Origin of the sequence: Haloechinothrix halophila YIM 93223 (assembly GCF_000504245.1) — a bacterium.
In the GTDB taxonomy this organism is placed as follows: Bacteria; Actinomycetota; Actinomycetes; order Mycobacteriales; family Pseudonocardiaceae; genus Haloechinothrix_A; species Haloechinothrix_A halophila.
In genome coordinates this window covers 597200-622425 of the sequence record NZ_KI632509.1, presented here as the reverse complement: position 1 = coordinate 622425, position 25226 = coordinate 597200, and the positions used below count along the sequence as shown (strand labels likewise).

Genomic DNA, 25226 nt, shown 5'->3' with positions numbered 1-25226 from the left:
TGACCGCGCGGTGGATTGATCTGTAGCTGGCCGGGGAGGGGTGGCAGAACGTGCGACGCGTGCGACGGCGGGGAGCGTCGCAGCTTGCCGTGGCGGATGCTGTGGAGGCCAGCGAGTTCCGCAAACAGATCCCACAGGCGGGTTTTCCCAGCGGCATAGCGGTGCCCAGTGCCATCGCCCTGGTCCTGCTCCTGGTGCTAGCTGGTGGCGGATGGCTGCTGGTTGGGGATGACCGTTCCGATGAAGTCGTGGCCACGGCTGTCGTGGACTCCCAGATGGGGCTGACCCGTGATCTCGCGGACGGGCTCACCGAGCAGGCGCAGGATGCGGTTAGGAAGCTGCGGGCAGCGGTTGACGTGGCGCAGAATGCGAACGTCGTCCAACCGTCACGGCTGGTTGAAGACCTCGCACGCGGCGATCAATGGCACGGCGTGGCCATGTTCGGCCGAGAGCGCGGGAAACTTCGCGCCAGCCACGGCACGCCAGTACCGCTGCCGCCATCGGTAGTGACGTCGCTCGACAGCCCGGCCATCATCCCGGCCGATATTGGCGGAGCAGCGATGGACCTGGTTGTGGCTATGCCGCTCGATCGTCGCGAGGGATCACCGCTGCTGGGCGCGATCACCCGGATCGACTTGCCTCAAGACGCTATGTTCGGCGGTCAGGTCCGCACGATGCTGCTTGTCTCCGAAGGCGACATACTTGCCACATCCGGGGTTCCGCCTAGCCCCAGCGTGGCGGACCAAGCGGCTAGCCGAGTCAAAACAGCGGCGATGCGTCGGCCCGCTGACAGCTTAGTCACCCGGTTAGACGAAGGCGCTCACTCGAAGGACGCCGCAGCTGCGGCGAATCCTGCGAACGAGCAGGCACGGGTGACGACCTACGCCGCGCTTGGCGACACCAAGACAGCGGCAATTCACGTCGTGCTCATCGATGAAGTCGACGCCCAGCAGGCACAGCAGGACAGCAACGCTACCGCTGTGTTCGCGGTCCTCGCCGGTGTCGCGGTCGTGGGTTTCGTGGTCCTGCGGCTGTGCATTGTGCGTCCGGTGCGCCGACTGCGGGCCGACTCACTAGTTGTCGCGGTTGGCGGACTGGGCAATCCGGTTCGCCATTCGCGCATACGCGAGGTCGCCAAGCTCAGCGGTGTGCTGCACCGTGTGCAGTTAGGACTTGGCGGGGGCGAGCGAGTCCGCGGGATGACCGCTCCCCGGCTCCAGGTATCCGCGACTACGGCCCTGATCGGCTTCGTCGTGGTCGCGCTTGCATGGGCTTCCTACGTGCCGGCAGCATTCGACCGCGACCCTGGCATTCCCGAGCGGTTGGTGACCGACACCGAGAACGAGGTGCAGCGGCTGAGCGTGTCCGTCGCCGACGTGCTCGACCGCGGGATCACAGACCTGCGTGAGATCGCGGAATCCAGTGACGCCGACGAGGTCGCCGGGCAGCTGGACAGGCTGTCGAGTCAGTCTCGGTACCGCTCGGTTTCGGCGCTCGGCGACGATGGCGAGGTCGTGGCGGTGTCGGGCAAGCGGCCGCGCTTCGATGCGGACGACGTACCCGAGGGCGACGGTGTCCGGCAAGCCAACACCAGCGGCCGGGTGCCGATCGTCTACGCACACACAGCCCTGGAGAGCTCCGGACACGTGCTGGTAGCCGAGTTCGACGTGCCGTATCTGCTCCACCTGGTACGTCAGCGGCACGGACACGTCCGGCTGGTCGACGCCGGGCAGCGCGTCATCGCCGACTCCGGGGGCTTCATCGCGTTCGAAAAGGTCACCGACAACGACGTCGAATCGGTGCTGGCCAAAGTGGACGGCAAGCAGTCAGCGGCGGACGTCTACGGCACCGGCATCGATGCCAAGATTGTCGCTGGCGCCCCGGTCGTCGGCGGCGGTGCCGCTGCTGAGCTGGGGTGGGCAGCCGTAGCGCAGAAGCCCGTCGCGGAGCTGGCGTTGCCCGCCGTCGAGCAACGCCGTGCGGCGTTGATGGTCGCACTGGTCGTCGCGCTCGTCGCCATCATCATCGGTGGCTGGCACTTTTTCGTGTTCGTCAGGCCGTTGCGGGAGCTCGGCGCGTCGGCCGAGACGATGCTGCGCTCGCCGCAGAACACGGTGCTGTACCCGCAGCGACACGATGAGATTGGCGCGATCGCGATCTGTCTCGAGGTGTGTCGCCGCGCGCTGGTCGACGGGCCCGACCGGCTCGGCACGCTGCGCCAGCTCGGACCAGCAGATCTGCGCACACGACAGCTGCGACCGGTACAGCCGGTGCGACCGCGCCCTACCGCCGCACAGCGCCAGCGGGCGGCCCACCCCGGCCACCCGCAGCCCGCAGGCCAACAGCCCAGGGCCTTCGCACCACGCTCCGGCATGTCACGGACAGCGCCGCGCCGCCAGGACCGGCGTGTGCCGCCTCGTAGCGCGGGAAGCCGGGGGCGAGGGTAGCCGCGGTGTTGTTTCTCTACGTCCTCCTGCTGTGCCTGTGCTTCTTGCTGTTCGTCGCGGGCATCATCGAACAGCGCAGGCACTACTTCTACCTTGAGTCGATCCCACACCGGGTGCTGGTCAACGGAATTCGCGGCAAGAGTTCTATTACCCGGCTGTGTGCTGGTGCGCTGCGCGGAGGCGGCATGACGACCTTCGCCAAGACAACCGGCACCGCGGCTCGCATCATCTACCCGGACGCCAGCGAGGTGCCGGTGTATCGCAAGTTCGGTGTCGCCAACGTCGTTGAGCAGATCGGGATCGTCCGTAATGCCGCGGCGTACCGGCCGGAAGCCCTCGTCATCGAGTGCATGGCCGTCGACCCGGCGTTGCAGGAGATCAACCAGGAGAAGCTGATCCGCTCCACGATCGGTGTGTTGTGCAACGTGCGGGAGGACCACCTCGCCGAGATGGGCCCGACGCTCGATGACGTCGCCCGTTCCCTGTGCCGTTCGATGCCGATCGGGGGAGTCTGCGTCACCGCGGAGCGCGAACGGCTGTCGATCTTGCGCGAAGAGGCGGATGCCCGCGACTGCCGGCTGATCGCGGTGGATCCGGAGTCAGTGTCAGACGCTGAGATGCGGGGCTTTCGCTCCATCATGTTCAAGGAGAACGTCGCCATCGCGCTGAAGGTCGCAGAACTGCTCGGCGTCAGCAGGCGCGATGCGCTTATCGGCATGATCGCGGCGCCGCCGGACCCTGGCGCGCTGAGCGTCGAGGAGTACACCGTGCACGGCACGCCGGTGCATTTCGCCAACGTGTTCGCCGCGAACGACCCGGAATCGACCCTGATGAACATCAAACGGTTGCTTGCGCAGCGGGCCATCGCACGGCCGTTGCACGTCGTGATCAATTGCAGGACCGACCGCATGGAACGAAACCAGCAGATGGGCGCCCTCATCGCCGATATCGACCCGGACGGTGTGGCCCTGATCGGGGAGCCGGTTCGCAGCGCACGGAGCACCATTCCGAGCCAGTGGCAGGACCGCGTGCTCGACCGCGGCGATAACCCAGACATCGACAAGATGCTGGCCGAGATCGCCGACAGTGAGGAGTCTTCGGTCTCCGTCGTGGCCATCGGCAACATCCACGGGCAGGGCGAAGTACTGATCGACCGGCTGGCGGCGTCGAAGACGGCGAGCGAGCCAGCGCGGATGGGGGCGTCGCGGTGATCTCGGAAACGCTGAGCCCTGAAGTGGCGACCCTGGGGCTGGCAATCGGGCTGGTGTTCTCGCTGGTGTGCTATCTGACAACCAACCTGTCGCCTGGCGGGATGATCACGCCAGGCTGGCTGGCACTGACCATGCTCGAGGATCTGCGCAAGATCGCGATCATCGTCCTGGTCACCGCGCTGACTTTCGCCGGAACCCGCGTCATGCAGCGGTTGGTGATCCTCTACGGCAAGCGGCTCTTCGCCGCCGTCGTGTTGCTTGGCGTGGTGTTGCAGACGACGTTTTTCATGATCGTCCAGCATGACTATCCGCTGATCTTTGCGCACCAGACGTTGATTTTCGTTATTCCGGGACTGATCGCCTACCAACTGGTGCGCCAGCCGCCGATCGCGACGCTGGGCGCTACGGCGACGGTCAGCGTCGCCGGGTACGGCGTGCTGGTCAGTGGAGTGCTTGTAGGCCTGGTGCCGTCGTTGTGATGCCGGCCGTGATGAGACAAAGAGGAGAGCGTTACATGCGTCAGGGGCGACGAGGCAGGGTCAAGGCCGCCGAGATCGCGGTGCTTGCGGTTGTCATCGCCGTGTCAGGGGTGCTGGTGACCATCGTGGGTGGCAACCAGGAGGATCCCCAGCCGATGGCAGCGGTGATGGCCCCAGAAGGGCTGACCGTGAACCGGCAGCCGAAGGCCGAATTCGCGGCGAGCGTGAGCGCGAGTGACTTCACCTATGAGCGGATCTCCGACCCCGCCAGGACGGTCGTGCGTGACGCCGATGGCAGGGTGCTGGCGACGTTGACCGACGGAGCGCGCACCGCGGTGACGTATGGCAAGCGGCGCAGGCTGGCCGAGGATCAGTTCCCTGGTGCCGCGGTCAGCACGAGGGCGTACGTGCACCTGCTGCCGCGGCCGTGGCGGCAGGGCATGCAGTCCGAGCCATGGTTCGGCGAGTGGCTGCGGAAGAAGATGTCTGGTAGTCAGCCGGACATCCTGGCTATCGGCATGCAGTACGTTCACGGCGCTGCCGAACGGCGCAATGCTGACGGCGTACGGGTGCGGGGTGACGCCTCGTTCGGGCCACTGAACCCGGAGAGCAGGGTCGGTCGTGACCAGCAGAACGACTTCTACGACTACCTCGGCATCAGCTGGGACTTCGGCCCTGAAGGGGTGCGGTACCCGGACAAGCGTCGTTACGGCGCGGTGGACTGCTCTGGTTACGTTCGGCTGGTTTATGGCTACCGGGGTGGCTTCCCGTTGTCGTCCACCGCGACGGCCACGTCCGCGTTGCCGCGGCGGGCACACGAGATCGGCACTGTCGGCCCCGGGATTCAGATCATCCCTGACCGGCAGGTCAAAGCCACGGCCTACGGCAGGCTCCAGCCGGGGGACCTGCTTTTCTTCGACAACGATCCGACCACGGGCCCGAGGCTGGATCACACGGGTATCTATCTCGGCGTCGACACCGAGGGGCGCCACCGCTTCCTGTCCAGTCGCGCCAAGATCGATGGACCAACGATGAGCGACGTCGGCGGAGCGTCGTTGCTTGACGGTGGCGGTTTGTACGCTCGCTCGTTCCGTTCCGCGAAGCGACTGTGAACGTCGTCGGAGCTCATCGCGCTCCCGGTGACCTCACGTCCTCCGGTCGTCCGGCAACGTTCCCGCCGGAAGCTCGTCGAGCTCCAGCGCGATCTCCGTCGCCCAGTCCTTGATGTCCGACCAGTCGCGGAAGTCGCCGTCCGGCAATAGCGCCTTACCGCCGGGGGACATGCGCACCAGCCGGTCCAGACGCGTGAGCCGCGCGGCGTCCAGCGAGCCGCTGAACATCCGGTGACCGCGCGGTCTGATCTCCTTCGTCAGCTCGGCGATGTGCTTCGGTGTCGCTTCCGCGAGCTGTTTCCGCTTCGCCGCCTCGGTGATCGCGACGTCCAGTGGTCCCGAGCTGAACAGCCACACCGGCTTGCCCGCCAGCGCCGTCGTATTGCGGCGAACCACCTTCCGTGCTTCCGATAGCCATTTGCCGAGGTAGACGGCGCTGCCGATCACGTAAGCGTGGTAGCCGCCAAGGTCGTCGTTCGCCCGCGTCGGTCGCACGATCGTGGTGTGGCCCGCGGCGTCCAGGGTGCGCGCGATGTGTTCCGCGATGCCCTCGGTCGCGCCGTACTTGCTCGCATAGGTGACAAGAATTCGCATCGTTCCTCGCAGGTCGACTCGCCGTCGTGCCCACACTTCAGCGCGTCCGCCTGGTCGCAGCGAGAGGAAAAGGCCCTCATCGGCCGGGACTTTTCGCGTTCGGGTTACGACATAGCCCCGTCTGTAGCAGCGACTGACCCGCAGACGGTGTCGTCGTTCAAACGATCGGAGTAACGATCTTAGGGTGAGAACGACATACCGAGTGAAGCGATCAATCCGATCAGCCCGAACGCTCGGGAGGAATCATGAGGATCTCGGTCATCAAGGGCCTCGCGCGAGTCACCGCGGTGTCCGCCACGGCCATCGTCCTCACCCTTGGTTTCGTGGCCGCCGGTGCGGGCGCTGAGCCAGGTGACAACGGCAACGGCGCGAACGCCTCGGCTTCAGCGCAGGGCCAGCCCTCGGACACTGGCAAACCCGACGAGAAGGGCGAGCCACGGTCCGATCGCGGTAACGGGCAGTCATCGCAGGGCACGTCATCGCAGGGCACGTCGTCCAGCGAGGACACGAACAGCCCGCAGCCGCCGTCCAATGCTGATTACTCCGGCAACGGCGCCAACACGCACGGCCCGTACGACTCCACCCGGGATGGCTCGCCGTCGCAGAACGGTAACGGCGACGGCAAGGCCAAGGGCAAGCCGTGCGCTGGCTGCGTCGGCAAGGCAGACAACAAGAACCCGCCGGGGCAGATGCCAGGCGGCTCCGACCCGAACGCGGGTTACGAGTGCGACACCAACAACGGTGTCGGCAAGAGCAACCCGGCGCACACCTCATGCCAAGAGCAACCGCCGGGGACGACTCCGCCCGGGACGACCCCGCCGGAGACCACGCCTCCCGAGACCACACCGCCGGAGACGTCGACGACGACACCACCCACCACGACGGACACAACGCCGCCTGAGACGTCGACTCAGCCCGCGCCGACCGCACCAGGGACGCAACCCCCGGCAGGCGGCGAGGCCCCTGAGGCGGCGCCTGAGGCGCTCCCAACGACGGGTGTGAGCGCGGCCCTGCCGGTACTGAGCGGTCTCGCCGCGGTACTCATCGGCGGCGTCCTGTTGCTACTCGGCAGGCGCTGGGCGAGCGCTCGAGAGCACTAACGGAACCACCCGATCCAGCTACGGCGTCGCGGCTGCCGTCGCGGCGCCGACTGGCATGTCGCGAACCCCGTAACGTACTACAAACCCATCGTGATCACGGCTGGGATACCCACTTCGAACGAGTTATGTCGCTGTACTAGGTTGTGCCGCGCACTCGCACTCTCGTGTGAGTTACCCCTCGTATCGCTTGTCAGCATCGGAAGGCGGGAATCCGTGACTCAAACGCTCAAGGCAGCACTGCTCGACTCATCGAAGCGGCCGCAGGTCGTCGAGGACCTCGGTCAGATGATTGACGACGAGGTCGATGACAAGGGCATCGCCATCAAGAGCGGCTACGGCGTCGTGAAGAAGGTCAAGCCGGGCATCATCTCGGATGCCGTTGACTCGCTGCTCGACGAATTCACCGAGAAGCTGGAGCCGTTCTACGCCGACTACGCCGCGTCGGGCAGCGGCTCGTTCGGTGACCACCTCAGCTCGCGTTCGGACGAGGTGGCCGACGCGCTGCTCTCCGTCACCGACGCGCGTGCCGAGCGGTCCAGCCGTGAGTCGATCAAGAAGGTCTACGAGAAGCTGCGTCCGAGCGGGAAGAAGAACGTCGAGGAGGCGCTTCCCCGGCTCGGCGCGGTCATCGAGAAGCACACTGCCTGATCGGCTCCGCCGTATCGGGTAGCGCACAGAAAGGGGCGGGAACCAGCGTTGCTTCCCGCCCCTTTCGTGCTGTGCCGGTAGATACCAATCCGACCGGAAGTAAGCCACACTGGCAGGTCAAGCGAGTGTGCCAGCGGGCATACTTCCGGTCTTCTTGGTATGCCGTCAGGACTGCTTGCCTGTTGATGCCTGCGTGTCCTGCTGGCCGTTGCGCTGCTGCGGCGCCTGCTTGGCGTGCGCCCCACCGGACGACTCAGCACTGGACGACGCGCCGCTCGACGAAGCGTCCGCCGACCCATCGTCCGACCTCGGCGGCACCAGCGAGAGCGGTGGCTCCGACTTCGGCCGCATCGCGTAGGCGGCACCGGCGGCGACCGCGCCGAGCCCGACGACCAGTGGCCAACGGCGCTTCTTCGTGCCCTTACCGGACGCGGCGTCCTGGCCCTTCTTGGCCGCCTTCGCGGCCGCCTTGAGGTCCTTGGCCGCCGCCTTGGCGTCGGCCCGGCTCATTTCGTATTCCTTGCGGCGCTTCTTTTGCTCCTTGGCCTGCTTCTTCAGGTCCTTGAAGGCCTTCTTGCGGTCCTTGCGGGACTTCGGCCGCGCGTCCTCCTGGTGCCGTGCCTTATGGCTCTCCCACTCATCCTGGAGTTGCTCGCGTGCCTGGTGTGCCGCATCCATCACGTCGGACCTAATCTTCTCCGTGTCCTCCTTCGCGGCCTTACGGGCCTTCTTGGCGCTGGTGGCGAGGTCCTTCTTAGCCTGTTTCGCCGCCTTCTTGAACTGCTTACGTGCGCGGCGAGTCGTCTTCCCGGCCTCGTCACGCACCGATTCGGCGCCAGACGAGATAGTGCCGGCCAGTTTCTCCGTGGCCGCCGTCATGGCTTTCACCTCAACAATCGGTTGTCACGACGTGTCTGCCACTACCCATCCTGCCCGTTGACGCGCTCCTTCGCTCGTGATGGCACGATGATTGGGTGACTGAAAGCAATCAATCGCCCGGCCGGGCGTCCACGGCAACGCTGCACACCACTCTCGGCGACATCAGGCTGGTGCTCTTTCCAGACCATGCGCCGAAGACGGTCGCGAACTTCGTCGGCCTCGCGGAAGGCACGAAGTACTATTCGCAGCCGAATGCCAAGAATGAGACCGAAGGCCCGTTCTTTGACGGTTCGATCTTTCACCGGGTCATCGACGGCTTCATGATCCAGGCTGGCGACCCGACCGGTACCGGTCGCGGTGGCCCTGGCTACCGCTTTGGCGACGAGTTCCACCCCGAGCTGCAGTTCGACCGCCCCTACCTGATGGCGATGGCGAACGCGGGGCCGGGCACCAATGGCTCGCAGTTCTTCATCACGGTCGCGCGCACGCCGCACCTGAACTTCAAGCACACGATCTTCGGCGAGGTCGCCGACCAGGAATCCCGCGACGTGGTCGACGCCATCGCCACGACGGCCACGGGCACGGCTGACCGGCCGCTCGAAGACATCGTGATCGAGCGCGTCTCCGTCGAGTACGAGGACTGACACCGCGGTGTCCGAGCAGGCGGAGCAGGGCACGATGAACACCTGCTGGTGGCATCCGAACCGGCAGACCGGGCTGCGCTGTGTGCGGTGCGACCGTCCCGCCTGCCCGGACTGCCTGCGGGAGGCATCGGTCGGCTACCAGTGCGTCGACTGCGTCAACGCGGCACGGAAAGAGGCCAAGGCGAGGGCATCGGAGTATCGCAAGTCCGGCTTCGGCTACCGCACCGTCGCGGGCGCGCGGGCGTCGTCGCGAGCCATCGTCACGCCGGTGGTGATCGCGATCAACGTCGCGGTGTTCATCGTGACGGCGGCGCAGGCGCAGAGCCTGATGACCAATCAGGTGTCACCGCTGTTCACCGACGGCACGCTGTTCACACCAGCCATCGCCGTCGACGATGAGTGGTGGCGGCTGGTCACGTCGGGTTTCCTGCACTTCGGGCCGTTCCACCTCGCGGTCAACATGCTGGCGCTGTGGCTGCTCGGCAGGGATCTCGAACTGCTACTCGGCAGGGTCCGCTACGTCGCCGTGTATGTGCTCTCGCTGCTCGGCGGCAGCGTCGCGGTGTTCGCCTTCGAGAGCCTGTTGAAGTCGACGGCGGGCGCGTCCGGCGCGGTGTACGGCGTGCTGGGTGGCGTGCTGATCGCCGTGCTGCGGCTCAAGCTGAACGCGACGCCGGTCATCGGCATCATCGCCATCAACTTGTTCATCAGCGTGCAGATCGAGGCGATCTCGTTGCTCGGCCACCTTGGCGGCCTGGTGATCGGCGCGCTGGCGACCGCGGCGATGGTCTACGCGCCTGAGAAACGCAGGGTGACGATGCAGACGACGGTCCTGGTGCTGCTGCTCGTCGCGCTGATCGGCATCGTGCTGACCCGCGATGCTCAGCTCACGACGGAGTACATCTGCCGCAACGCGCCGCAGATCTGCTTCGCGGTCGGCGCTACGTCGGCCTGATCCGGTTGAGGTCGTCAAGGACGTCGCTCGGCTCGGCGCCGAGATCGAGCCAGCCAAGCACCGCGAGCCTCGGTTCCTCGCTGACGTCGTCGAACTCGATCTCCAGCGTGGTGCTGTCCCTGCCGAGCCTGCGGGCGCTCACCAGCCGTGCATGCACCGCGCGCCACGGTGCGTAGTCCGTCCCAGCGAGGGTGCGGACGTGCACGCCGTCGGCATCCGCACGCAGCCGGGGCCGGATTAGCAGGCCGTAGCCGGTTGCCATCGCCGCCGCGGCGGTGAACACGCCGAGCAGCAGTGCACCCTGCGCGTCATCGGCGGTCGCGAACCAGGCGGTGGCAGCCGCCGCGCACAGCGTCAGAGCTGCGCCGATGCCTAGGAGTGACGGTTTCGGTCCCCAGATTGACCCCGGGTTATCCACATGAGGCCCCTGATCAGGGTGCTTATCCACAGGGCTTATCCACAGTGGGGATTCGACACAGTGGTGTAATTCACACTTTTCAGCGCCATCGCATGGTCATCAGCAACCCCGTGATCATGAGCGCGAAGCCAATCGCGAAGTTCCAGTTGCCGAGTTCGGCCAGGAAGTCGATCCGGTGGCCAGCCAGGTAGTTCACCACGATCCAGGCGAGCCCGAGCAGCATCAGGCCAAACATCACGGCTAGGTAGACCGGGTGCGACGGACCCTGCGCGCGAACCTTGACCGCCGTGTTCTTGTTGGCGGGCGGTGTGTACGCCGTCTTCTTGCGTACCTTGGACTTGGGCATGCTCGTCTGTCTCCTTCACGCTGGACGGCGCGATGAGCGCACCCTCGCCGGGTGGGGACTCTTCGCAGGTGCGCCCGCAACCGTCGTCTACCACCACGTTAACGTAGCCGCGACGTTCCGAGAACGGGGGAGCCGAGGAGGAGAGCCGTGGGAAGCAGGCAGCGGCAGCGAACGAGCGCCCTCGTCGTCATCGTGCGGACATTTGGCGAGCTCATGATCACCTTCGGTGTCGTCGTCCTGCTGTTCGTCGTCTACACCCTGTATGTCACCGACATCGTGGCGGCGAAGAAGCAGGACGGTGTCAACGACGAGCTGGAGCGGTCGTGGGCGGCTCCGGTCGCACAGCAGCCGGCCCAGCAGGACAAGAAGCCCAAGCGACCGGCGAAGCCCGAGCAGGGCGCCGGGTTCGCGCGGATCTACATCCCGCACTTCGGCAAGGACTTTCAGTTCGTCATCGTCGAGGGGGTCGGCTCGGCTGAGCTCGAGATCGGGCCTGGCCACTATCCCGACACCGCTCTGCCCGGCCAGCCAGGCAACGTCGGCATCGCCGGTCACCGGATCGGCAAGGGCGCGCCATTCAACGACCTCGACAAGCTCAATTCGTGCGATGCCATCGTCCTGGAGACCGAGACCGACTTCTTCGTCTACCGCGTTATGCCGATGCCGGACGAGGTCGCCAACTGGGAGTCGGTCAAGCAGCGCGATCCTCGGTGCGCCAGGGTGCCGTCGCTGCGCAAGGCTGGGCAGCCGGAGGGCGGGCCGTACGGTCGCACCGTCGGCCGCAGGATCGTGACGCCCGATCGAGGTGACGCCGTCGCGCCGGTGCCGTACCGGCCGGAGAATCCGCTGCCGAAGGCGCAGCAGGCATCGCTGGTCACACTGACGACATGCCACCCCGAGTACGGCAACAGCGAGCGCATGATCGTCCACGGCGCGCTGGTGAACCAGGTGCCCAAGCAGCAGGCTGGGAGTTACGAGGCGCTGCTTGGCTTGATCGGGGAGCCGGTGTGACCGCCGGGCATGGCCGGGGTGCCGCTGTTGTGCACGGTGCCGGTGTTGCCCGTGTCGCGAGGGGTGCGGCCCGCAGCGATCTGTCGGAAGGAGCCTGATGTACGGCTGGATGTGGCGTCATCTGCCCGGACCGCTGGTGGTCCGGTTGTTCACCGCCATCGCGCTGCTCATCGTGATCGTCGCGGTGCTGCTGTTCGTCGTCTTCCCGTGGCTAGAGCCGAAGCTGCCGTTCAACGACGTCTCGGTGTAACAACCGGCGCCTGGGCTGGCCGCACGCGACGATCTTGAGGCTTTGTGGTCGTCATAGCGACCAGAACGCCTCAAGATCCACAGTTAACGGGCAGGCCGTAGCGGGCAGCCGACGTCACCGCCGGTGCCAGCACGACGCGCCCCACTCAGGCCCGGGAGACGCGGACCATTTCCTCGCGCTCGACGACCTTCTTGCGCTCACGGCCCTCGGCCTCGCCCAGCGCGCGCTCGTGCGCGTCGAGCTGGTACCAGCCGTCCCAGGTGGTGTATTCCACGCCGCGCTGCTCGAGGAACTCCAGCACCGCGTCCTCGTCCGGCTGGGTGGCAGGGGTGAGCGATTCGGCGTCGGCGAGCAGGCTGCGGATGGTCTCCTGCGCGTCGCCCTTGGTGTGGCCGATCAGCCCGACAGGGCCGCGCTTGATCCAGCCGGTGACGTACACGCCAGGCACCTGGTCGCCGTCGATGTCGAGCACCCGGCCCGCCTCGTGCGGCACGGTTCCGCTGGAGTGGTCGAACGGCACCTCGGGCAGCGCCGACGACAGGTACCCAACCGCGCGGTACACCGCCTGCACGTCCCAGTCGTGGTACTCGCCGGTGCCGCGCACGTTGCCGTCGCCGGTCAGCTCGGTGCGTTCGGTCCGCAGTCCGGTCACCGAGCCGTCGCCGAGCACCTCGACGGGCGAGTGGAAGAAGTGCAGGTGAAGCCGCTTCGGGCGGTCGCCCTCGTCGCGGATCGCCCATTCCTGCAACGTCTTGACGACCATGTCGACCTGCTTGTGCGCGCGCATCTCGGCGATCGAGCCCTCGTCGAACTCGATGTCCTCCGGATACACGATGACCTCGACGTTCGGTGAGTGGTCCAGCTCGCGCAGCTCCTGCGGCGTGAACTTCGCCTGCGCCGGGCCGCGACGGCCGAACACGTGGACGTCGGTGACCGGGCTGGCCTTGAGCCCGGCGTAGACGTTGTCCGGGATCTCGGTGGATGCCAGCTCGTCGGCGGTCTTGGCGAGAATCCGCGCGACGTCGATCGCCACGTTGCCCGCGCCGATCACCGCGACGCTTCGCGCGGTCAGCGGCCACTCACGGGAGACGTCGGGGTGCCCGTCGTACCAGGACACGAAGTCAGCCGCACCGTAGCTGCCGTCCTTCTCGATGCCAGGGATGTTCAAGTCCCTGTCGGCGGCGGCTCCGGTGGAGAAGATGACCGCGTCGTAGAACTCGCGCAGGTCGTCCAGCTTCAGGTCGGTGCCGAAGTCGACGTTGCCGAGCAGCCGGATGCTCGGCTTGTCCAGCACCTTGTGTAGCGCCGTGACGATGCCCTTGATGCGCGGGTGGTCCGGCGCGACGCCGTAGCGAATCAGGCCGAACGGCGCTGGCATGCGCTCGTACAGGTCGATGCTCACGTCCGTGTCGGACTTGTCCAGGATGTCGGCGGCGTAGACCCCGGCGGGGCCGGCACCGACGATCGCAACACGCAGGGCTCTGGTCATATACACCAGAGTAAGTAAGGCTGCCCTAAGTGAAAACGTGATGCACGTGACAGGTCCACCAGGTGGAACATCGCGGCTGACGGGTTGACGCCCCCCGTCAGCTCCCCGTCAGGTGCCGTGACGGCGGCCGTGTCGGCTTGCCCGCGAGTACCTCGAATCGGATACCTGCCCTGCGCAGCCGTTCGATCAGCGCGTTGCCCATCGCCGCGGCCGGGGTGAGCTGACCGGCCCGCGCTGGCAGGTCGTCGAACGCGAGGCTCAGCGCCGACTCGGCCAGCATCTTCGACGTCTCGCCGTAACCGGGATCACCGCCGGACACCTCGGTGACGACCTCCGCGTCGCCAGCCGTGCCGTGGAAACGCACCGTGAACCACGACTTCTCCCGCTGCGTCTCGCTCGGGCCCTCGCCCGGCTTGCGCAGCGACCCGAGCCGTTCGCGGACCGGCCCGATCTGGGCCAGCCCCGCCAGCGCGCCGACACCGACGGCTCCGCCAGCGAGCATCGGAAGCCGCTTGATAGCCGCGTAGTGGCTGTAGGTGAAGTCGGGTCCGTAGACGTCGAGGGTCCGAGCGGAGCGTGCCACGATCTGCGGGTCGATCGTCGGCAGCGGCACCACCCACGATTGCGCGATCTCGTCCCGCCTCGGCTTGCCAGCGACCGCCTTCGCGGACCTGCCGGGCGGCGTCGGCTCGATTTTCTTGCGCTGCTTGGCGGCATCGCGGGTCTGCGTGGTGCGGGAGAGGATGTCCAGCGCGGAGGCGAGCGTGCCGCCGGACGGCTGACCGCCGCCGCGCAGGAAGCCGTCGACGTGGATCGGCCGGTCCTGCGGCAGCTGTTGCACCGTGAAGTACGCGCCGAGGTCGTGCGGGATGGAGTCGAAGCCGCAGGCGTGCACGATCCGCGCCCCGGACGCGACGGCCTTCGCCTGGTAGCGGACATACATCAGGTCGGCGAACTCGGGCTCGCCGGTCAGATCGACGTAGTCCGTGCCAACCTCGGCACATGCGGCGACAAGCTGCTCGCCGTACGTCATGTACGGGCCAACCGTGGTGATCACCACGCTGGCGTTGCCAGCCACCTCCCGCAGCGACGCGGAATCGTTCGCGTCGGCGTGCAGCAGTGGCAGCTTCTCGCAATCCGGGTTGATCTCGGCGAGCCGGGACCGCACCGCTTCGAGCTTGGTGCGGTTGCGTCCCGCGAGCGCCCAGCGGCAGTCGGCCGGGGCGTGCGCGGCGAGATATTCAGCTGTCAGGCCACCGGTGAAGCCGGTCGCGCCGAACAGCACGATGTCGTGGGCGGCGTTGCGGCCACTTTCAGCTGCCATGCTCGCTCCTCGCTCGACGACCAGAGACCATCATCGGACCCATTGTCCCGGTTCGCCTCCAGTATCGCGCCCTGCGGCATGTCGTGCCCGCGGCGTCGCGTGAGAAGTCGGTCACGTCCCCTCGATGGAGCCGGTGCGCGGGCCGTCCTCGTAGTCGGTGAGACAGATGATCTCGCGATCACCGTCCGCCCAGGTGAACGCCGTTGGGTGGAAGGTGAAGATCGCGACGTCGATGTCGTCGTACGCGGTCGACGAGTACTCGCGCAACGCGTCCGAGCAGCCGGCGTTCGCGTCGGCGAACACGGTCTCCTCACCGGGCCACGCCTCACCTCGGAGGTCGAACTTCGCGAACACCTCGCTGTGGTGCGGCTCGTCGCACGGCATGACGGTGACGCTGAAGTAGTTCCTGTCTTCGGTGACCTTCTCGACGCAGTCGCCGATTCGCAGGTTCTCGAGGGGGACCGTGTCCTCGGCAGTGACCTCGCCCGTCGGAGTGCGCTCCACGTCGTCGAGGATCCCGGCGATGATGACGATCACGAACAGCACGATCCAGAGCGAGCTGAGCACCACGCCTGCCACCGCCATGCCCTTGCCGCGTTCGTGCCTGCGTTTGACCTGGGTGAGCGCGATGATCCCGAGCACGAGGCCGACGAGTGGACTCGGCGGCAGGAAGCCGACGATGCCGAGCACCAGCGCGGCGACGGCGAGGCCGTTCGTGCCGCGATCCGGAGGCACCGGTTGTGGCGGGTAGGCCGGAGGTCCCCACTGCCATGACTGCTGGGATGTTGCCCATGGCGACTGACCGGTCACCGGTTGGTGAGCCGATGCTCCCTGGTTGGGTGGCGCGAAGGGGCCATTGTCGTGTGGTTGCGACACGAACCGGACGATATCGGCATGACGGGCATGGTGTCCGCTGGGTCTGTCGACCGGTGCGCCGAATATCCGGTGACATGGCGTATACGCTGGTCCTATGCGCGTGCTCGTTGTCGACAACTACGACAGCTTCGTTTACAACCTTGTTCAGTACCTCGCCCAGCTCGGCGCCGAATGCACGGTGTCGCGCAACGACGCCGTGGACATCCACGCTCTCGACGACGTTGACGGGGTGTTGGTCTCGCCAGGCCCCGGAACGCCGGAACGCGCTGGTCAGAGTATGGACGTCGTCCGCGAGTGCGCGCAGCGGGAGCTGCCTGCCCTCGGTGTCTGCCTCGGCCACCAGGCGATGGCTGTGGCGTGGGGCGGCACCGTGGACCGTGCGCCCGAACTGCTGCACGGCAAGACAAGCCAAGTGCTGCACTCCGGCGTCGGGGTGCTCGCCGGGCTGTCGAGCCCGTTCACCGCGACTAGATACCACTCGCTGACCGTGCTGCCGGATACCGTGCCAGCGGTCTTCGAGGTCACCGCGCGTACCGAGTCCGGCATCGTGATGGGCATGCGGCACCGCGAGCTGCCGATCGAGGGCGTGCAGTTCCACCCGGAGTCGGTGCTCACAGAAGGCGGACATCGGATGCTGGCGAACTGGATGGCGCTCGCGGGGCACCCTGTGCCGGAGAACCGGGTGACGGAGCTGGAGCACGCCACCCGGACGCTGCAGCAGGCCGCCGTCGCGGGGTAAGTACGAACTCAGCGCACCCGATCTCGGAACTCGGGCGTCCGGAACGCGGGACTCGCGGCACCAGAGCGCGGGACTCGCGCCGGCGCCGGGCGTTGCTACCCGTCGTCGTCGCGGGTGCCGGCCGAGCCCGGATCGAAGATGCTGTTGCCGTCGCCGTTGCCGCCGCCATTACCGTTGCCGCCGTCATCGCCGTCGTCGACGTACTCGTCGACGTAGAGCGTGACGGAGTCTGAGCGGCGCATGTCGTTGCCGACGTCCGGGTCCGACGAGCTGACCAGCCCGTTCCTACTCGGATCGTCCACCTCGTTCTTGACGACCTCGACGTCTCCGACATGGCCGGCGTCCGCGAGCATCTGCTTCGCCTCGTCCTCCGTCTTGTCGATGACGTCCGGCATCTGCATGACCTGTTGCGAACCGTTGGACACCTCGACGGTGACCGTCGACCCCTTCACGGCCTTGCCGCTGCTCGGGTTCTGGCCGACCACCGTGCCTTCCGGCTTGTCCGAATCGACGTCGACCCGCTCGACGTCGAAACCGACCGCCCGCAGCCCAGCGTCGGCCGTCTCGAACGACTTGCCGGTGTAGTCGGTGACTTCGACCATCTCCGGCTTGGCGAACACCGACAGCGTGACCACCGAACCCTCGTCGATGAACTCGTTCGCCGCCGGGGTCTGCTTGGCGACCTTGCCGGTCTTTTTCGGATCGGTGTTCTCGACCTTCTTGACGTTCGGGTCGAGCAGCAGGTTGTTCTCCTCGACGATGCGCTCGGCCTCGGCCTGCTTCTTGCCGACCAGTTTGGGCATCTGGATTTCCTCCGGCAGCAGCCCGTACTTCATGGTGATGGTCTGGGTGACATCCACCTGGGTGTTCTCGGCCGGGTTGACCTCGATCACGCGCTGCACGTCGGTTTGCGGATCGCAGGGCGCCGCCTCACCGAAGGCGGTCGGCATGCACTTGACGCCTTCCTTCTCGATGTCGGAGAAGCCTGCATCGCGCAGTGCCAGTTCGGCTGGGTCGACCTTCTGCCCGACGATGTTGGGCACCGCGGCGACATTGTTGTCGCTGCCGAACGGGTCGGCCAGCCACAGGATCGCCGCGAGCACGGCGACACCAAGCAGGGCGAGCACGGCGATCATCCGCCTGCGCCGCCGCTGCCGTTCCTCCGCCTCGATGGCCGCGTAGTCGTCGTAGTCGTAGCCCTGGGCGTACTCGTCGTAGTCGTCTTGGTGCGAGCCGCCAGCGCCCATCACCTGGGTGCGGTCGTCCGCGGTCATCACCATCGGCGCCGCTGGTCGCTGCTGCGAAAGCACCCGTACCAGGTCGGTGCGCATCTCCGCGGCGGACTGGTACCGGTTGGCAGGTCCCTTGGTGAGCGCCTTGAGCACGACGGCGTCCAGCTCAGGGCTGATGTTGGGGTTGATCAGCGACGGCGCGGTCGCGTCCTCCCGCACGTGCTGGTACGCGACGGCGACGGGGGAGTCGCCGGTGAACGGCGGCTCGCCAGTGAGAAGTTCGTAGAGCACGCAGCCGGCCGCGTAGACGTCGCTGCGGGCGTCGACCGACTCGCCGCGCGCCTGCTCCGGCGAGAGGTACTGCGCGGTGCCGATGACGGCGGCGGTCTGTGTCATCGCGGCCTGGCCATCGTGGATCGCGCGGGCGATGCCGAAATCCATCACCTTCACGGCGCCGGTCTTGCTGATCATCACGTTGGCCGGTTTGACGTCACGGTGCACGATGCCGTGCCGGTGTGAGAAGTCGAGCGCGGCGCAGACGTCGGCCATGACTTCCATGGCGCGTTTCGGGTCGAGCGGACCCTGGGTCTTGACGATGTCGCGCAGCGTGCGGCCCTCGACGTACTCCATGACGATGTAGGGCAACGGGCCGAATTCGGAGTCCGTCTCGCCGGTGTCGTAGACGGCGACGATCGCGGGGTGGTTGAGCGCGGCTGAGTTCTGCGCTTCGCGGCGGAACCGCTCCTGGAACACACTGTCGCGGGCGAGGTCGGCACGCAGGATCTTGACGGCGACCTCCCTGCCGAGCCGCACGTCGTGGCCGTGGTGGACCTCGGACATCCCGCCGTAGCCGAGGGTGTCCCCCAGCTCGTAGCGGTTCGAGAGCAGGTTCGCTGTGCTCATCGCCGTCCTCGCTTCGCAATTAGCGCCGATGTGGCAGGGCCGGGTGGCCGATCGGTCGCTGTCCGGTCGGCCGCGATGCCGTGCGCGTCGTGGTTCATCGCACTGTCGTCCTGTTCATCATGCGCCATACCGCACCTCGTCGGGGTGACGCTCATTGTCGTCCGCTGGGGTGGCGTCGAGGCCGAAGGGTCCGGTTCCGGTGGAGTGGTCACCGGCACCGGCACCGGCCGGCTGCTGCTCGTCGATGGCGGCGCCACCCTGCTCAGTCTCTGTCGGGTATGGCTCGGTTGTCGTGGCCGTGGCGTCTTCGGTGTCGGCCTGTGATGTTGTCGTTTCTGTCGCTGGACCCTGATCCTGGTCGGGAGTCGCGTCCTGTTGGGCGGTCTGGGGGGTGTCCGGCTGTTGTTCAGCGGGCAGGGTAGTGGGTGCCGTCGCTGGCGTGTTCCGGTCTCCGCTCGAACCGAGGTTGTCGATCAGCATCGGCACGATGACGGCGGCCATCACGACGAAGCCAACGCCGACGAGCGCGAGCAACACCCACAGCCACGCGCTGCGGGATGCGCCGTGTGATGGCGGCTGCTGCGAGGGAAACGCGCCGCTCGGAACGGGTGCGGCCGGGCGTATCGTCGGGTGCGAGCCGGGGCCGGGCTGGGCAGGGATGCCGCGTGGGGGTGTTGTCGTCGCGCCGACCGGTAGCGGCGGCGGGTGACCGTGGCGGACAGCGGCGACGGCGTTGGCGAACTCGCCGCCGTCGGCGTAGCGCAGCGCGGGGTCTTTGACCAGCGTGGACTCGATCAGCGCTCGCACCGTTGGCGGGACGTCCGGCGGTAGCGGCGGTGGCAGGTCGCGGATGTGCATCATGGCCACGGTGACCGCGTTCTCCGACAGGAACGGCCGCCTGCCCGCCAGGCACTCGTAGCCGCACACCGCGAGCGAGTAGACGTCGCTGGCTGGCGACGCGTCGTTGCCCGTCGCTTGCTCTGGCGCGATGTAGTGCGCGGTGCCCATCACCATGCCGTTGCGGGTGACCGGTGCGGCGTCGGCGGCCTTGGCGATACCGAAGTCGGTCAGCTTGACCATGTCCGCACCGTCGGCACCCCTGACGACGAGGATGTTGCCCGGCTTGATGTCGCGGTGCACCAGGCCGCGCTCGTGGGCGGCGTTGAGCGCCCTGCCAGCCTGTTCCAGGATCGGCAGCAGCCGGTCAGCGGTCATCCGGCCAGCCCTGGCGAGCAGCGTGGCGAGCGGTTCGCCGTTGACCAGCTCCATCACCAGGTACGCGAGGTTGTCCTCGCCGTCGGTGCCCGGCACCCCGGACGCTGTCTCGCCGTAGTCGTGTACCGCCGCGATGCCGGGGTGGTTCAACGACGCCGTCGTCCGCGCCTCGGTGCGGAACCGGTGCAGGAACTCGGCGTCCCCGGACAGCTCGGCCTTGAGGATTTTGACCGCGACGGTGCGGTCCAGCCTGGTGTCGCTTGCCCGCCACACTTCACCCATGCCACCAACGGCGATACGGCTGTCCAGCCGGTATCGCTCGGCGAGCAGCCGCCCCGAGGTGATCGCCATCTAGCCTTCCCCCAGCGCCGCGTCGATAGTCAGGCGTCCGATCGCGGCGGCGACGGTGCCGCCGGTGGCAGCCAGCCCCCTGTCACCACCGCTCTCCACGATCACGGCGACCGCGACCTGCGGGTCCTCCGCGGGCGCGAACGCGGTGTACCAGGCGTGCGGCGGGGTGTTCTTCGGGTCGTTGCCGTGCTCGGCCGTGCCGGTCTTGGACGCGATGGTGAGGTCGGAACGCTTGCCCTCGCCGCTGGTGTTCGCCTCGGACGCGATCATCATGTCGCGGAGCACGGCGGCGTTCTCGCTGCTGAGGGCGCGGTCGCCGGTCAGCTCGTCCGGGTCGTACTCCTCAAGCGTCGAGAGGTCTGGCGCGAGCAGTTCCTTGACCAACTGCGGCTTCATCGCGATGCCGTCGTTGGCGATCGTCGCGGAGAGCATGGCGTCCTGCAGCGGCGTGAGCCGGACGTCGCGCTGGCCGATACCGCTCTGGTACAGCACGGCGGACGAGTCGAGCGGGCCAAGATGCGACTGCTCGACGTCGAGCGGGATCGACAGGTCGTCCATCCCGATGCCGAACTGCTTAGCCGTCGAGCGCAGCTTCTGCGCGCCGAGTTCGTCGGCGAGCTTGGCGAACGCGGTGTTGCATGAGTACGCGAGCGCGTCCGCCAGCGTCGAACCGGGACAGGTCTGGCCCGCGAAGTTCTCCAGCGTGACGTTGCTTGTGCCTGGGAGCACGACGTTGCTCGCGCTCTCGACCGGGGTATCCGCCGTCGCGCCATCCTCGAGAGCCGCCGCCGTCACGACAAGCTTGAACGTGGATCCGGGCGGGTAGGTCTCCTGGATGGCGCGGTTGCGCATCGGGTTGTTGTGGCCGCAGTTCGGCGCTGACGGGTCGCAGTTCCACGACGCCCAGGCCTCCTCCTGCTTCTTGCCGTCGTGCGACGCCAGCTTGTTCGGGTCGTACGACGGCGTCGACACCATGCCGAGGATCTCGCCGGTGTCCGGTTTGAGCGCCACGACCGAGCCGGTGAAGCCCCGCGACGTCATCGCGTCGTACGCGGCCCGCTGCACGGTTGGGTCGATGGTGACCTGAACGTGTCCGCCGCGCGGATCGCGCCCGGTGATGATGTCGGACAGCTTGCGTACGAACAGCCGCGCGTCTTCGCCGGTGAGGATGTCGTTGGTGGCACGCTCGATGCCCGCCGAGCCGTAGCGCCAGGAGTAGTAGCCGGTAACCGGTGCGTACATCGGACCGTTGCGGTACTCGCGCAAGAACTGCAGCCGGTCGTTGGTCTTGCTGCTCTGCGCGAGGATCGTGCCGCCGAACTGCGACACGATCTGCCCGCGTTCGCGGCTGTACTCGTAGAGCAACTGCCGCTGGTTGCGGGAGTCGTCGCGGTAGTCCTCCGCCTTGACGACCTGGATGTAGGTGGCGTTCGCGAGCAGCAGCACCACCATCGCGAGCATCGCGAGCCCGACCCGGCGCAGGGGGGTGTTCATGCTTTCGACTCCCCTTCCGTGCCGGGTTCATTGCTGCTGGCCTTGCTGTTCGCGTTAGCCTGCTCCGCGCCGTTCAGCGGCGCCGGTGGGCCGGGATTGGTGGCGGGACCAGGACCGGGCGCCGCGCCTGCCCCGTTCGACGGTCTTGATGGCGCGGCAGGATCCGGGGCAGGCACCCCGGTGCCACCACCGCTCGGCGCCTGCACCATCACGGTGTGCGCCTCGGCGATCGGCGGCTGCTGTTGCTGCGGGCGCTGCCGGGCCTGCGGCTGGGGTCTGCGGGCGGCGTCCGAGATGCGCAACAGCAGCGCGACCAGGATGTAGTTGGCCAGCAGCGACGACCCGCCGTAGGACAGGAACGGCGAGGTGATGCCGGTCATCGGGATCAGCTTGGTGACGCCGCCCGCGACGACGAAGACCTGCATGACGAGCGCGAAGGCCAGGCCGCCGCCGAGTAGCTTGCCGAACGTGTCGCGGACGGCGAGTGCGCCGCGCATACCGCGCATACCGAGCAGCAGGTACACCATCAGCACCGCGCCGAGACCGATGAAGCCCAGTTCCTCGCCGATGCCCGCGAGAATGAAGTCGGTGTTCGCCTCCGGCACCGTTTCGGGGCGGCCAGCGCCGAGGCCGGTTCCCATGACACCGCCGGTGCCGAGCCCGAACAGCGCTTGCGCGACTTGGTAGCCGCCACCCGGCTCGTCGTAGGTCTCCAGCGGGTCGATCCAGTTCGCGACGCGCTGCTCGACGTGGGTGAACAGGCTGTAAGCGAGCACGCAGCCAGCGCCGAACATGCTGAGGCCGACCGCGACCCAGATGAACCGCTCCGTCGCGACGTAGAGCAACATCAGCACGACGCCGAAGAACAGCAGGGCGGGGCCGAGGTCCTTCTGCAGCACGAAGATGCTGAGGCACACGCCGGCGGCGATGATGATGGGCCCGAGGTCGCGCGCGCGGGGCAGCTCGACGCCGAGTACCCGTTTGCCTGCCACCGTGAACAGATCGCGTTTGGCGACAAGGAAGGACGCGAAGAAGATCAGCAGCAGGATCTTGGCGAACTCACCTGGCTGGAGGCTGAAGAAGCCGAACTTGATCCACACCTTGGCGCCGTTGACCTCGGAAATCGCGCTCGGCAGCGCGGCTGGCAGCGCGAGCAGCACGAGGCCGATCAGACCGAAGGTGTAGGAGTAGCGGGTCAGCGTGCGGTGATCCTTGATCACGGTCAGCACACCGAGGAACAGCGCGAGCGCGAGCACTGTCCACAGCACCTGCCGGGGCGCCACCCCGGAGAAGTCCCTGCCGACCTGGGTCGCCCGTTCGGCGAGCGCCAGGTCGATGCGGTAGATCATGACGAGGCCGATGCCGTTGAGCAGCGCGACGCACGGCAGGATCAGCGGGTCGGCGTAGGGCGCCCACCGCCGCACCGCGAGGTGCGCGGCGGCGAAGATGCCGAGGTAAGCGAGCCCGTACCAGACGATGGCCAGGGTGAGTTCCTGCTCCTGGTTGGCGTCGACCAGCACGAGCGCGCTCGTCATGATGACGGTGGCGAACGCCAGCATGAGCAGTTCCGTGCCGCGTCGGGTGGCGGGGGCGGCACCGCCAGGATTGGTCGTCGCCGCCTCAGGTTCCCGTCCACCGACCCCCAACGGCCGGTTCATCAGCCACCGCCACCCTGGTCAGCGCCGGTCGTCGTATCACCGGTCCGGTCGTCCGAGTCGGCGTCGGTTGTCGTCGGCGCGGGGAACGGCCCTGGTGTCGGCGACGGCGACACCACGGTGTCCTCGTCCGGATCGCGGTGGAAGCTCGACCGCGAGCGCAGCGTGTGGATGTAGGTCTGTGCGGCGTCGAGGCTGTCCTTCTCGACGCCGCTGCGTAGCACGTCCTGGACGTTCTCGACGAGGTCGTCAGCCATCAGCGGCTCGCAGACCGAGCTCAGCCCGGCGCACGAGTCCGCCTCGACCGAGCTCAGGTCGATGCCGAGAATGCTGCCCTTGATGCCGCGGAAGACGGAGACCTCACCGGTCTCGTCGATGCCGACGTAGTACTGCTGCATCACGAAGAACCGGGTCGTTATCGTCGCGGCGGCGAGGACGAGCAGCACCAGCGCCAGCCCGACGATCAGCTTGATGCGCTTGCTGCGTTTCGCTTTTGGGTCGGGAGGCTCCGGTTGCTCGACCGCCTGTGGTGGCGGGGGTGGGTTCAGTGCCCTGGCTCTCGCGGCGGGTGAGTCGCCTTGATGGATCTCGTCGGTGCCGTCGCCCGCCGCGCCGCCGATGATCGGGGCGTCGTCGCCGTAGTCGACGTCGACGACGTCCGCGACGATCACGGTGACGTTGTCGGTGCCGCCGCCCTTGAGCGCCAGTTCGATCATCCGGTCGGCGCACTCCTGCGCGTCGGCGATCGTGATGGCCTCTTCCAGCGTCTGCCTGCTGACCATGCCGGAGAGCCCGTCGGAACACAGCAGGTAGCGATCGCCCGCGCGCGCTTCCCTGATCGTCAGGCTCGGTTCGACGTCATGGCCGGTTAACGCCTTGAGGAGCAGCGAACGCTGCGGATGCGAGTCCGCCTCTTCCTCGGTGATGCGCCCTTCGTCCTGCAGCTTCTGGACGAAGGTGTCGTCGTGGGTGATTTGGGTGAGCTGGCCGCCCCGGAGCAGGTAGGCGCGCGAGTCACCGATGTGGACAAGGCCGAGGGTGCTGCCGGAGAACAGGATCGCGGTCAGCGTGGTGCCCATGCCTTCAAGCTCGGGCTCGTTCTCCACCAGTTCGGCGATGGCGTTGTTGCCGCCGACCACCGACTCGCGAAGCTGGCTGAGCAGGTCGTCGCCCGGCTCATCGTCGTCGAGGGGCGCCAGCGCGGCGATGACGACCTTGCTCGCGACCTCCCCAGCCGCATGGCCGCCCATGCCGTCGGCGAGCGCGAGCAGGCGGGGACCTGCGTACACGGCGTCCTGGTTGTTGGAGCGAACCAGACCCCGGTCGCTGCGGGCTGCGTAGCGAAGCACAAGCGTCATGGGCGAAGCTCGATCACCGTCTTGCCGATCCGGATGGGGACACCGAGGGGTACTCGGAGTGGTGCTGTGACCTTAGCCCGATCCAAGTACGTTCCGTTCGTCGATCCCAGATCTTCGACGTACCAGTCGTTGCCGCGCAACGAAAGGCGAGCATGTCGCGTCGACGCGTAGTCGTCGTCGAGCACGAGCGTCGAGTCGTCCGCCCTGCCGATCAGGATCGGTCTGCCGTCGAGCGCGATGCGGGTTCCCGCCAGCGCGCCGTGGGTGACGACCAGCTTGCCCGGTGACTTGCCGCCGCCTGCCTTCTGGGGTTGTGGTTTCTTGCGGAAATGCGGCACGTCGACCTTGAGGCCGGACGCCGCGTAGAGATCGGAGCGCACCACCCGCAGAGCGGCCAGCACGAATAACCAGAGCAGGGCTAGAAACCCTGCTCTGGTCAATTGCACGACAAGCTCTGGCACCTGAGTAAGTCCACTCCCGCTTCCATCATCGCCCG

Annotated in this window: 24 protein-coding genes; 11 read left to right on the top strand and 13 right to left on the bottom strand. The window is 67.2% G+C overall.

The genetic code is table 11. The annotated features are described in order from the left end of the window. Positions 1–89: 89 nt before the first annotated feature. The 4 genes from AMYHA_RS02895 to AMYHA_RS02880 are packed head-to-tail and all read left to right on the top strand — an operon-like array spanning position 90 to position 5249. Positions 90–2447: a cache domain-containing protein gene (locus AMYHA_RS02895; RefSeq protein ID WP_157361751.1), complete on the top strand. Its 2358-nt coding sequence runs from the start codon at positions 90–92 to the stop codon at positions 2445–2447. Positions 2448–2452: 5 nt separating this feature from the next. Further along, complete coding sequence (gene pgsB, locus AMYHA_RS02890) at positions 2453–3658, top strand: poly-gamma-glutamate synthase PgsB (protein WP_051399478.1); 1206 nt, start codon at positions 2453–2455, stop codon at positions 3656–3658. After that, a complete protein-coding gene (locus tag AMYHA_RS02885; RefSeq protein WP_034267700.1) occupies positions 3655–4137 on the top strand; it encodes a poly-gamma-glutamate biosynthesis protein PgsC/CapC in 483 nt (160 codons plus the stop codon). The genes pgsB and AMYHA_RS02885 overlap by 4 nt, the downstream gene beginning before the upstream one ends. 35 nt (positions 4138–4172) lie before the next feature. Beyond that, a complete protein-coding gene (locus tag AMYHA_RS02880; RefSeq protein ID WP_034267698.1) occupies positions 4173–5249 on the top strand; it encodes an NlpC/P60 family protein in 1077 nt (358 codons plus the stop codon). Between the two features lie 33 nt (positions 5250–5282). Here AMYHA_RS02880 and AMYHA_RS02875 read toward each other — a convergent pair whose 3' ends face one another. Further along, positions 5283–5843, bottom strand: a complete 561-nt coding sequence (locus AMYHA_RS02875; RefSeq protein WP_034267695.1) for a flavodoxin domain-containing protein — start codon at positions 5841–5843, stop codon at positions 5283–5285. A 245-nt stretch (positions 5844–6088) separates the two neighbouring features. On the opposite strand from AMYHA_RS02875, the gene AMYHA_RS27765 reads away from it, so the two are divergent. Together AMYHA_RS27765 and AMYHA_RS02865 are read left to right on the top strand one after the other, a co-directional pair. Further along, a complete protein-coding gene (locus AMYHA_RS27765; protein WP_051399477.1) occupies positions 6089–6943 on the top strand; it encodes a hypothetical protein in 855 nt (284 codons plus the stop codon). A 213-nt stretch (positions 6944–7156) separates the two neighbouring features. Then, complete coding sequence (locus tag AMYHA_RS02865) at positions 7157–7591, top strand: DUF6918 family protein (protein ID WP_034267692.1); 435 nt, start codon at positions 7157–7159, stop codon at positions 7589–7591. Positions 7592–7756: 165 nt separating this feature from the next. On the opposite strand, the gene AMYHA_RS25490 is transcribed toward AMYHA_RS02865, so the two are convergent. Further along, the gene (locus AMYHA_RS25490) at positions 7757–8470 is read right to left on the bottom strand and encodes a hypothetical protein (RefSeq protein WP_051399476.1); all 714 of its coding nucleotides are present in this window, start codon (positions 8468–8470) and stop codon (positions 7757–7759) included. A gap of 95 nt (positions 8471–8565) precedes the next feature. On the opposite strand from AMYHA_RS25490, the gene AMYHA_RS02855 reads away from it, so the two are divergent. Both AMYHA_RS02855 and AMYHA_RS02850 read left to right on the top strand, forming a co-directional pair. After that, positions 8566–9114 (top strand): peptidylprolyl isomerase, encoded by a 549-nt coding sequence (locus AMYHA_RS02855; RefSeq protein ID WP_034267689.1) that lies wholly within the window; start codon positions 8566–8568, stop codon positions 9112–9114. A 7-nt stretch (positions 9115–9121) separates the two neighbouring features. Beyond that, a complete protein-coding gene (locus tag AMYHA_RS02850; RefSeq protein WP_034267687.1) occupies positions 9122–10069 on the top strand; it encodes a rhomboid family intramembrane serine protease in 948 nt (315 codons plus the stop codon). On the opposite strand, the gene AMYHA_RS02845 is transcribed toward AMYHA_RS02850, so the two are convergent. Together AMYHA_RS02845 and crgA are read right to left on the bottom strand one after the other, a co-directional pair. Beyond that, positions 10056–10487: a PH domain-containing protein gene (locus tag AMYHA_RS02845; protein WP_034267684.1), complete on the bottom strand. Its 432-nt coding sequence runs from the start codon at positions 10485–10487 to the stop codon at positions 10056–10058. The two genes, AMYHA_RS02850 and AMYHA_RS02845, sit on opposite strands and share 14 nt — an antisense overlap. Before the next feature lie 79 nt (positions 10488–10566). After that, a complete protein-coding gene (crgA, locus tag AMYHA_RS02840) occupies positions 10567–10833 on the bottom strand; it encodes a cell division protein CrgA (RefSeq protein WP_034267682.1) in 267 nt (88 codons plus the stop codon). A 147-nt stretch (positions 10834–10980) separates the two neighbouring features. Between crgA and AMYHA_RS02835 the strand changes: the two genes are divergently transcribed. Beyond that, a complete protein-coding gene (locus tag AMYHA_RS02835; protein ID WP_051399475.1) occupies positions 10981–11844 on the top strand; it encodes a class E sortase in 864 nt (287 codons plus the stop codon). A gap of 97 nt (positions 11845–11941) precedes the next feature. Next, entirely contained in the window at positions 11942–12094 is a 153-nt protein-coding gene (locus AMYHA_RS27340) for a hypothetical protein (RefSeq protein ID WP_169732890.1), read from the top strand. A gap of 145 nt (positions 12095–12239) precedes the next feature. On the opposite strand, the gene AMYHA_RS02830 is transcribed toward AMYHA_RS27340, so the two are convergent. The 3 genes from AMYHA_RS02830 to AMYHA_RS26760 all read right to left on the bottom strand — a co-directional run bounded on the left by AMYHA_RS02830 (position 12240) and on the right by AMYHA_RS26760 (position 15642). Continuing rightward, positions 12240–13583 carry an FAD-dependent oxidoreductase gene (locus tag AMYHA_RS02830; protein ID WP_034267680.1) on the bottom strand — a complete coding sequence of 448 codons (1344 nt, stop codon included), beginning with the start codon at positions 13581–13583 and terminating at the stop codon, positions 12240–12242. A 97-nt stretch (positions 13584–13680) separates the two neighbouring features. Continuing rightward, entirely contained in the window at positions 13681–14907 is a 1227-nt protein-coding gene (locus AMYHA_RS02825; RefSeq protein WP_051399474.1) for a saccharopine dehydrogenase family protein, read from the bottom strand. A gap of 111 nt (positions 14908–15018) precedes the next feature. Beyond that, positions 15019–15642 (bottom strand): DUF4190 domain-containing protein, encoded by a 624-nt coding sequence (locus AMYHA_RS26760; RefSeq protein ID WP_051399473.1) that lies wholly within the window; start codon positions 15640–15642, stop codon positions 15019–15021. A gap of 235 nt (positions 15643–15877) precedes the next feature. On the opposite strand from AMYHA_RS26760, the gene AMYHA_RS02815 reads away from it, so the two are divergent. Further along, on the top strand, positions 15878–16522 hold the full coding sequence (locus AMYHA_RS02815) for an aminodeoxychorismate/anthranilate synthase component II (RefSeq protein WP_034267677.1): 645 nt from the start codon (positions 15878–15880) through the stop codon (positions 16520–16522). A gap of 95 nt (positions 16523–16617) precedes the next feature. On the opposite strand, the gene pknB is transcribed toward AMYHA_RS02815, so the two are convergent. The 6 genes from pknB to AMYHA_RS02785 form a co-directional block, all read right to left on the bottom strand. Continuing rightward, the gene (gene pknB, locus AMYHA_RS02810) at positions 16618–18657 is read right to left on the bottom strand and encodes a Stk1 family PASTA domain-containing Ser/Thr kinase (protein ID WP_051399472.1); all 2040 of its coding nucleotides are present in this window, start codon (positions 18655–18657) and stop codon (positions 16618–16620) included. Positions 18658–18774: 117 nt separating this feature from the next. After that, entirely contained in the window at positions 18775–20223 is a 1449-nt protein-coding gene (locus tag AMYHA_RS26755) for a serine/threonine-protein kinase (protein ID WP_084036747.1), read from the bottom strand. Further along, positions 20224–21717, bottom strand: coding sequence for a peptidoglycan D,D-transpeptidase FtsI family protein (locus AMYHA_RS02800; protein WP_034267674.1), 1494 nt, complete (start codon positions 21715–21717; stop codon positions 20224–20226). Further along, positions 21714–23375 (bottom strand): FtsW/RodA/SpoVE family cell cycle protein, encoded by a 1662-nt coding sequence (locus tag AMYHA_RS02795; protein WP_084036745.1) that lies wholly within the window; start codon positions 23373–23375, stop codon positions 21714–21716. Before AMYHA_RS02795 ends, AMYHA_RS02800 begins: the two co-directional genes overlap by 4 nt. After that, a complete protein-coding gene (locus AMYHA_RS02790) occupies positions 23375–24730 on the bottom strand; it encodes a PP2C family protein-serine/threonine phosphatase (RefSeq protein ID WP_084036743.1) in 1356 nt (451 codons plus the stop codon). The genes AMYHA_RS02795 and AMYHA_RS02790 overlap by 1 nt, the downstream gene beginning before the upstream one ends. Then, positions 24727–25191: an FHA domain-containing protein FhaB/FipA gene (locus tag AMYHA_RS02785; protein WP_034267672.1), complete on the bottom strand. Its 465-nt coding sequence runs from the start codon at positions 25189–25191 to the stop codon at positions 24727–24729. Before AMYHA_RS02785 ends, AMYHA_RS02790 begins: the two co-directional genes overlap by 4 nt. Positions 25192–25226 lie beyond the last annotated feature (35 nt).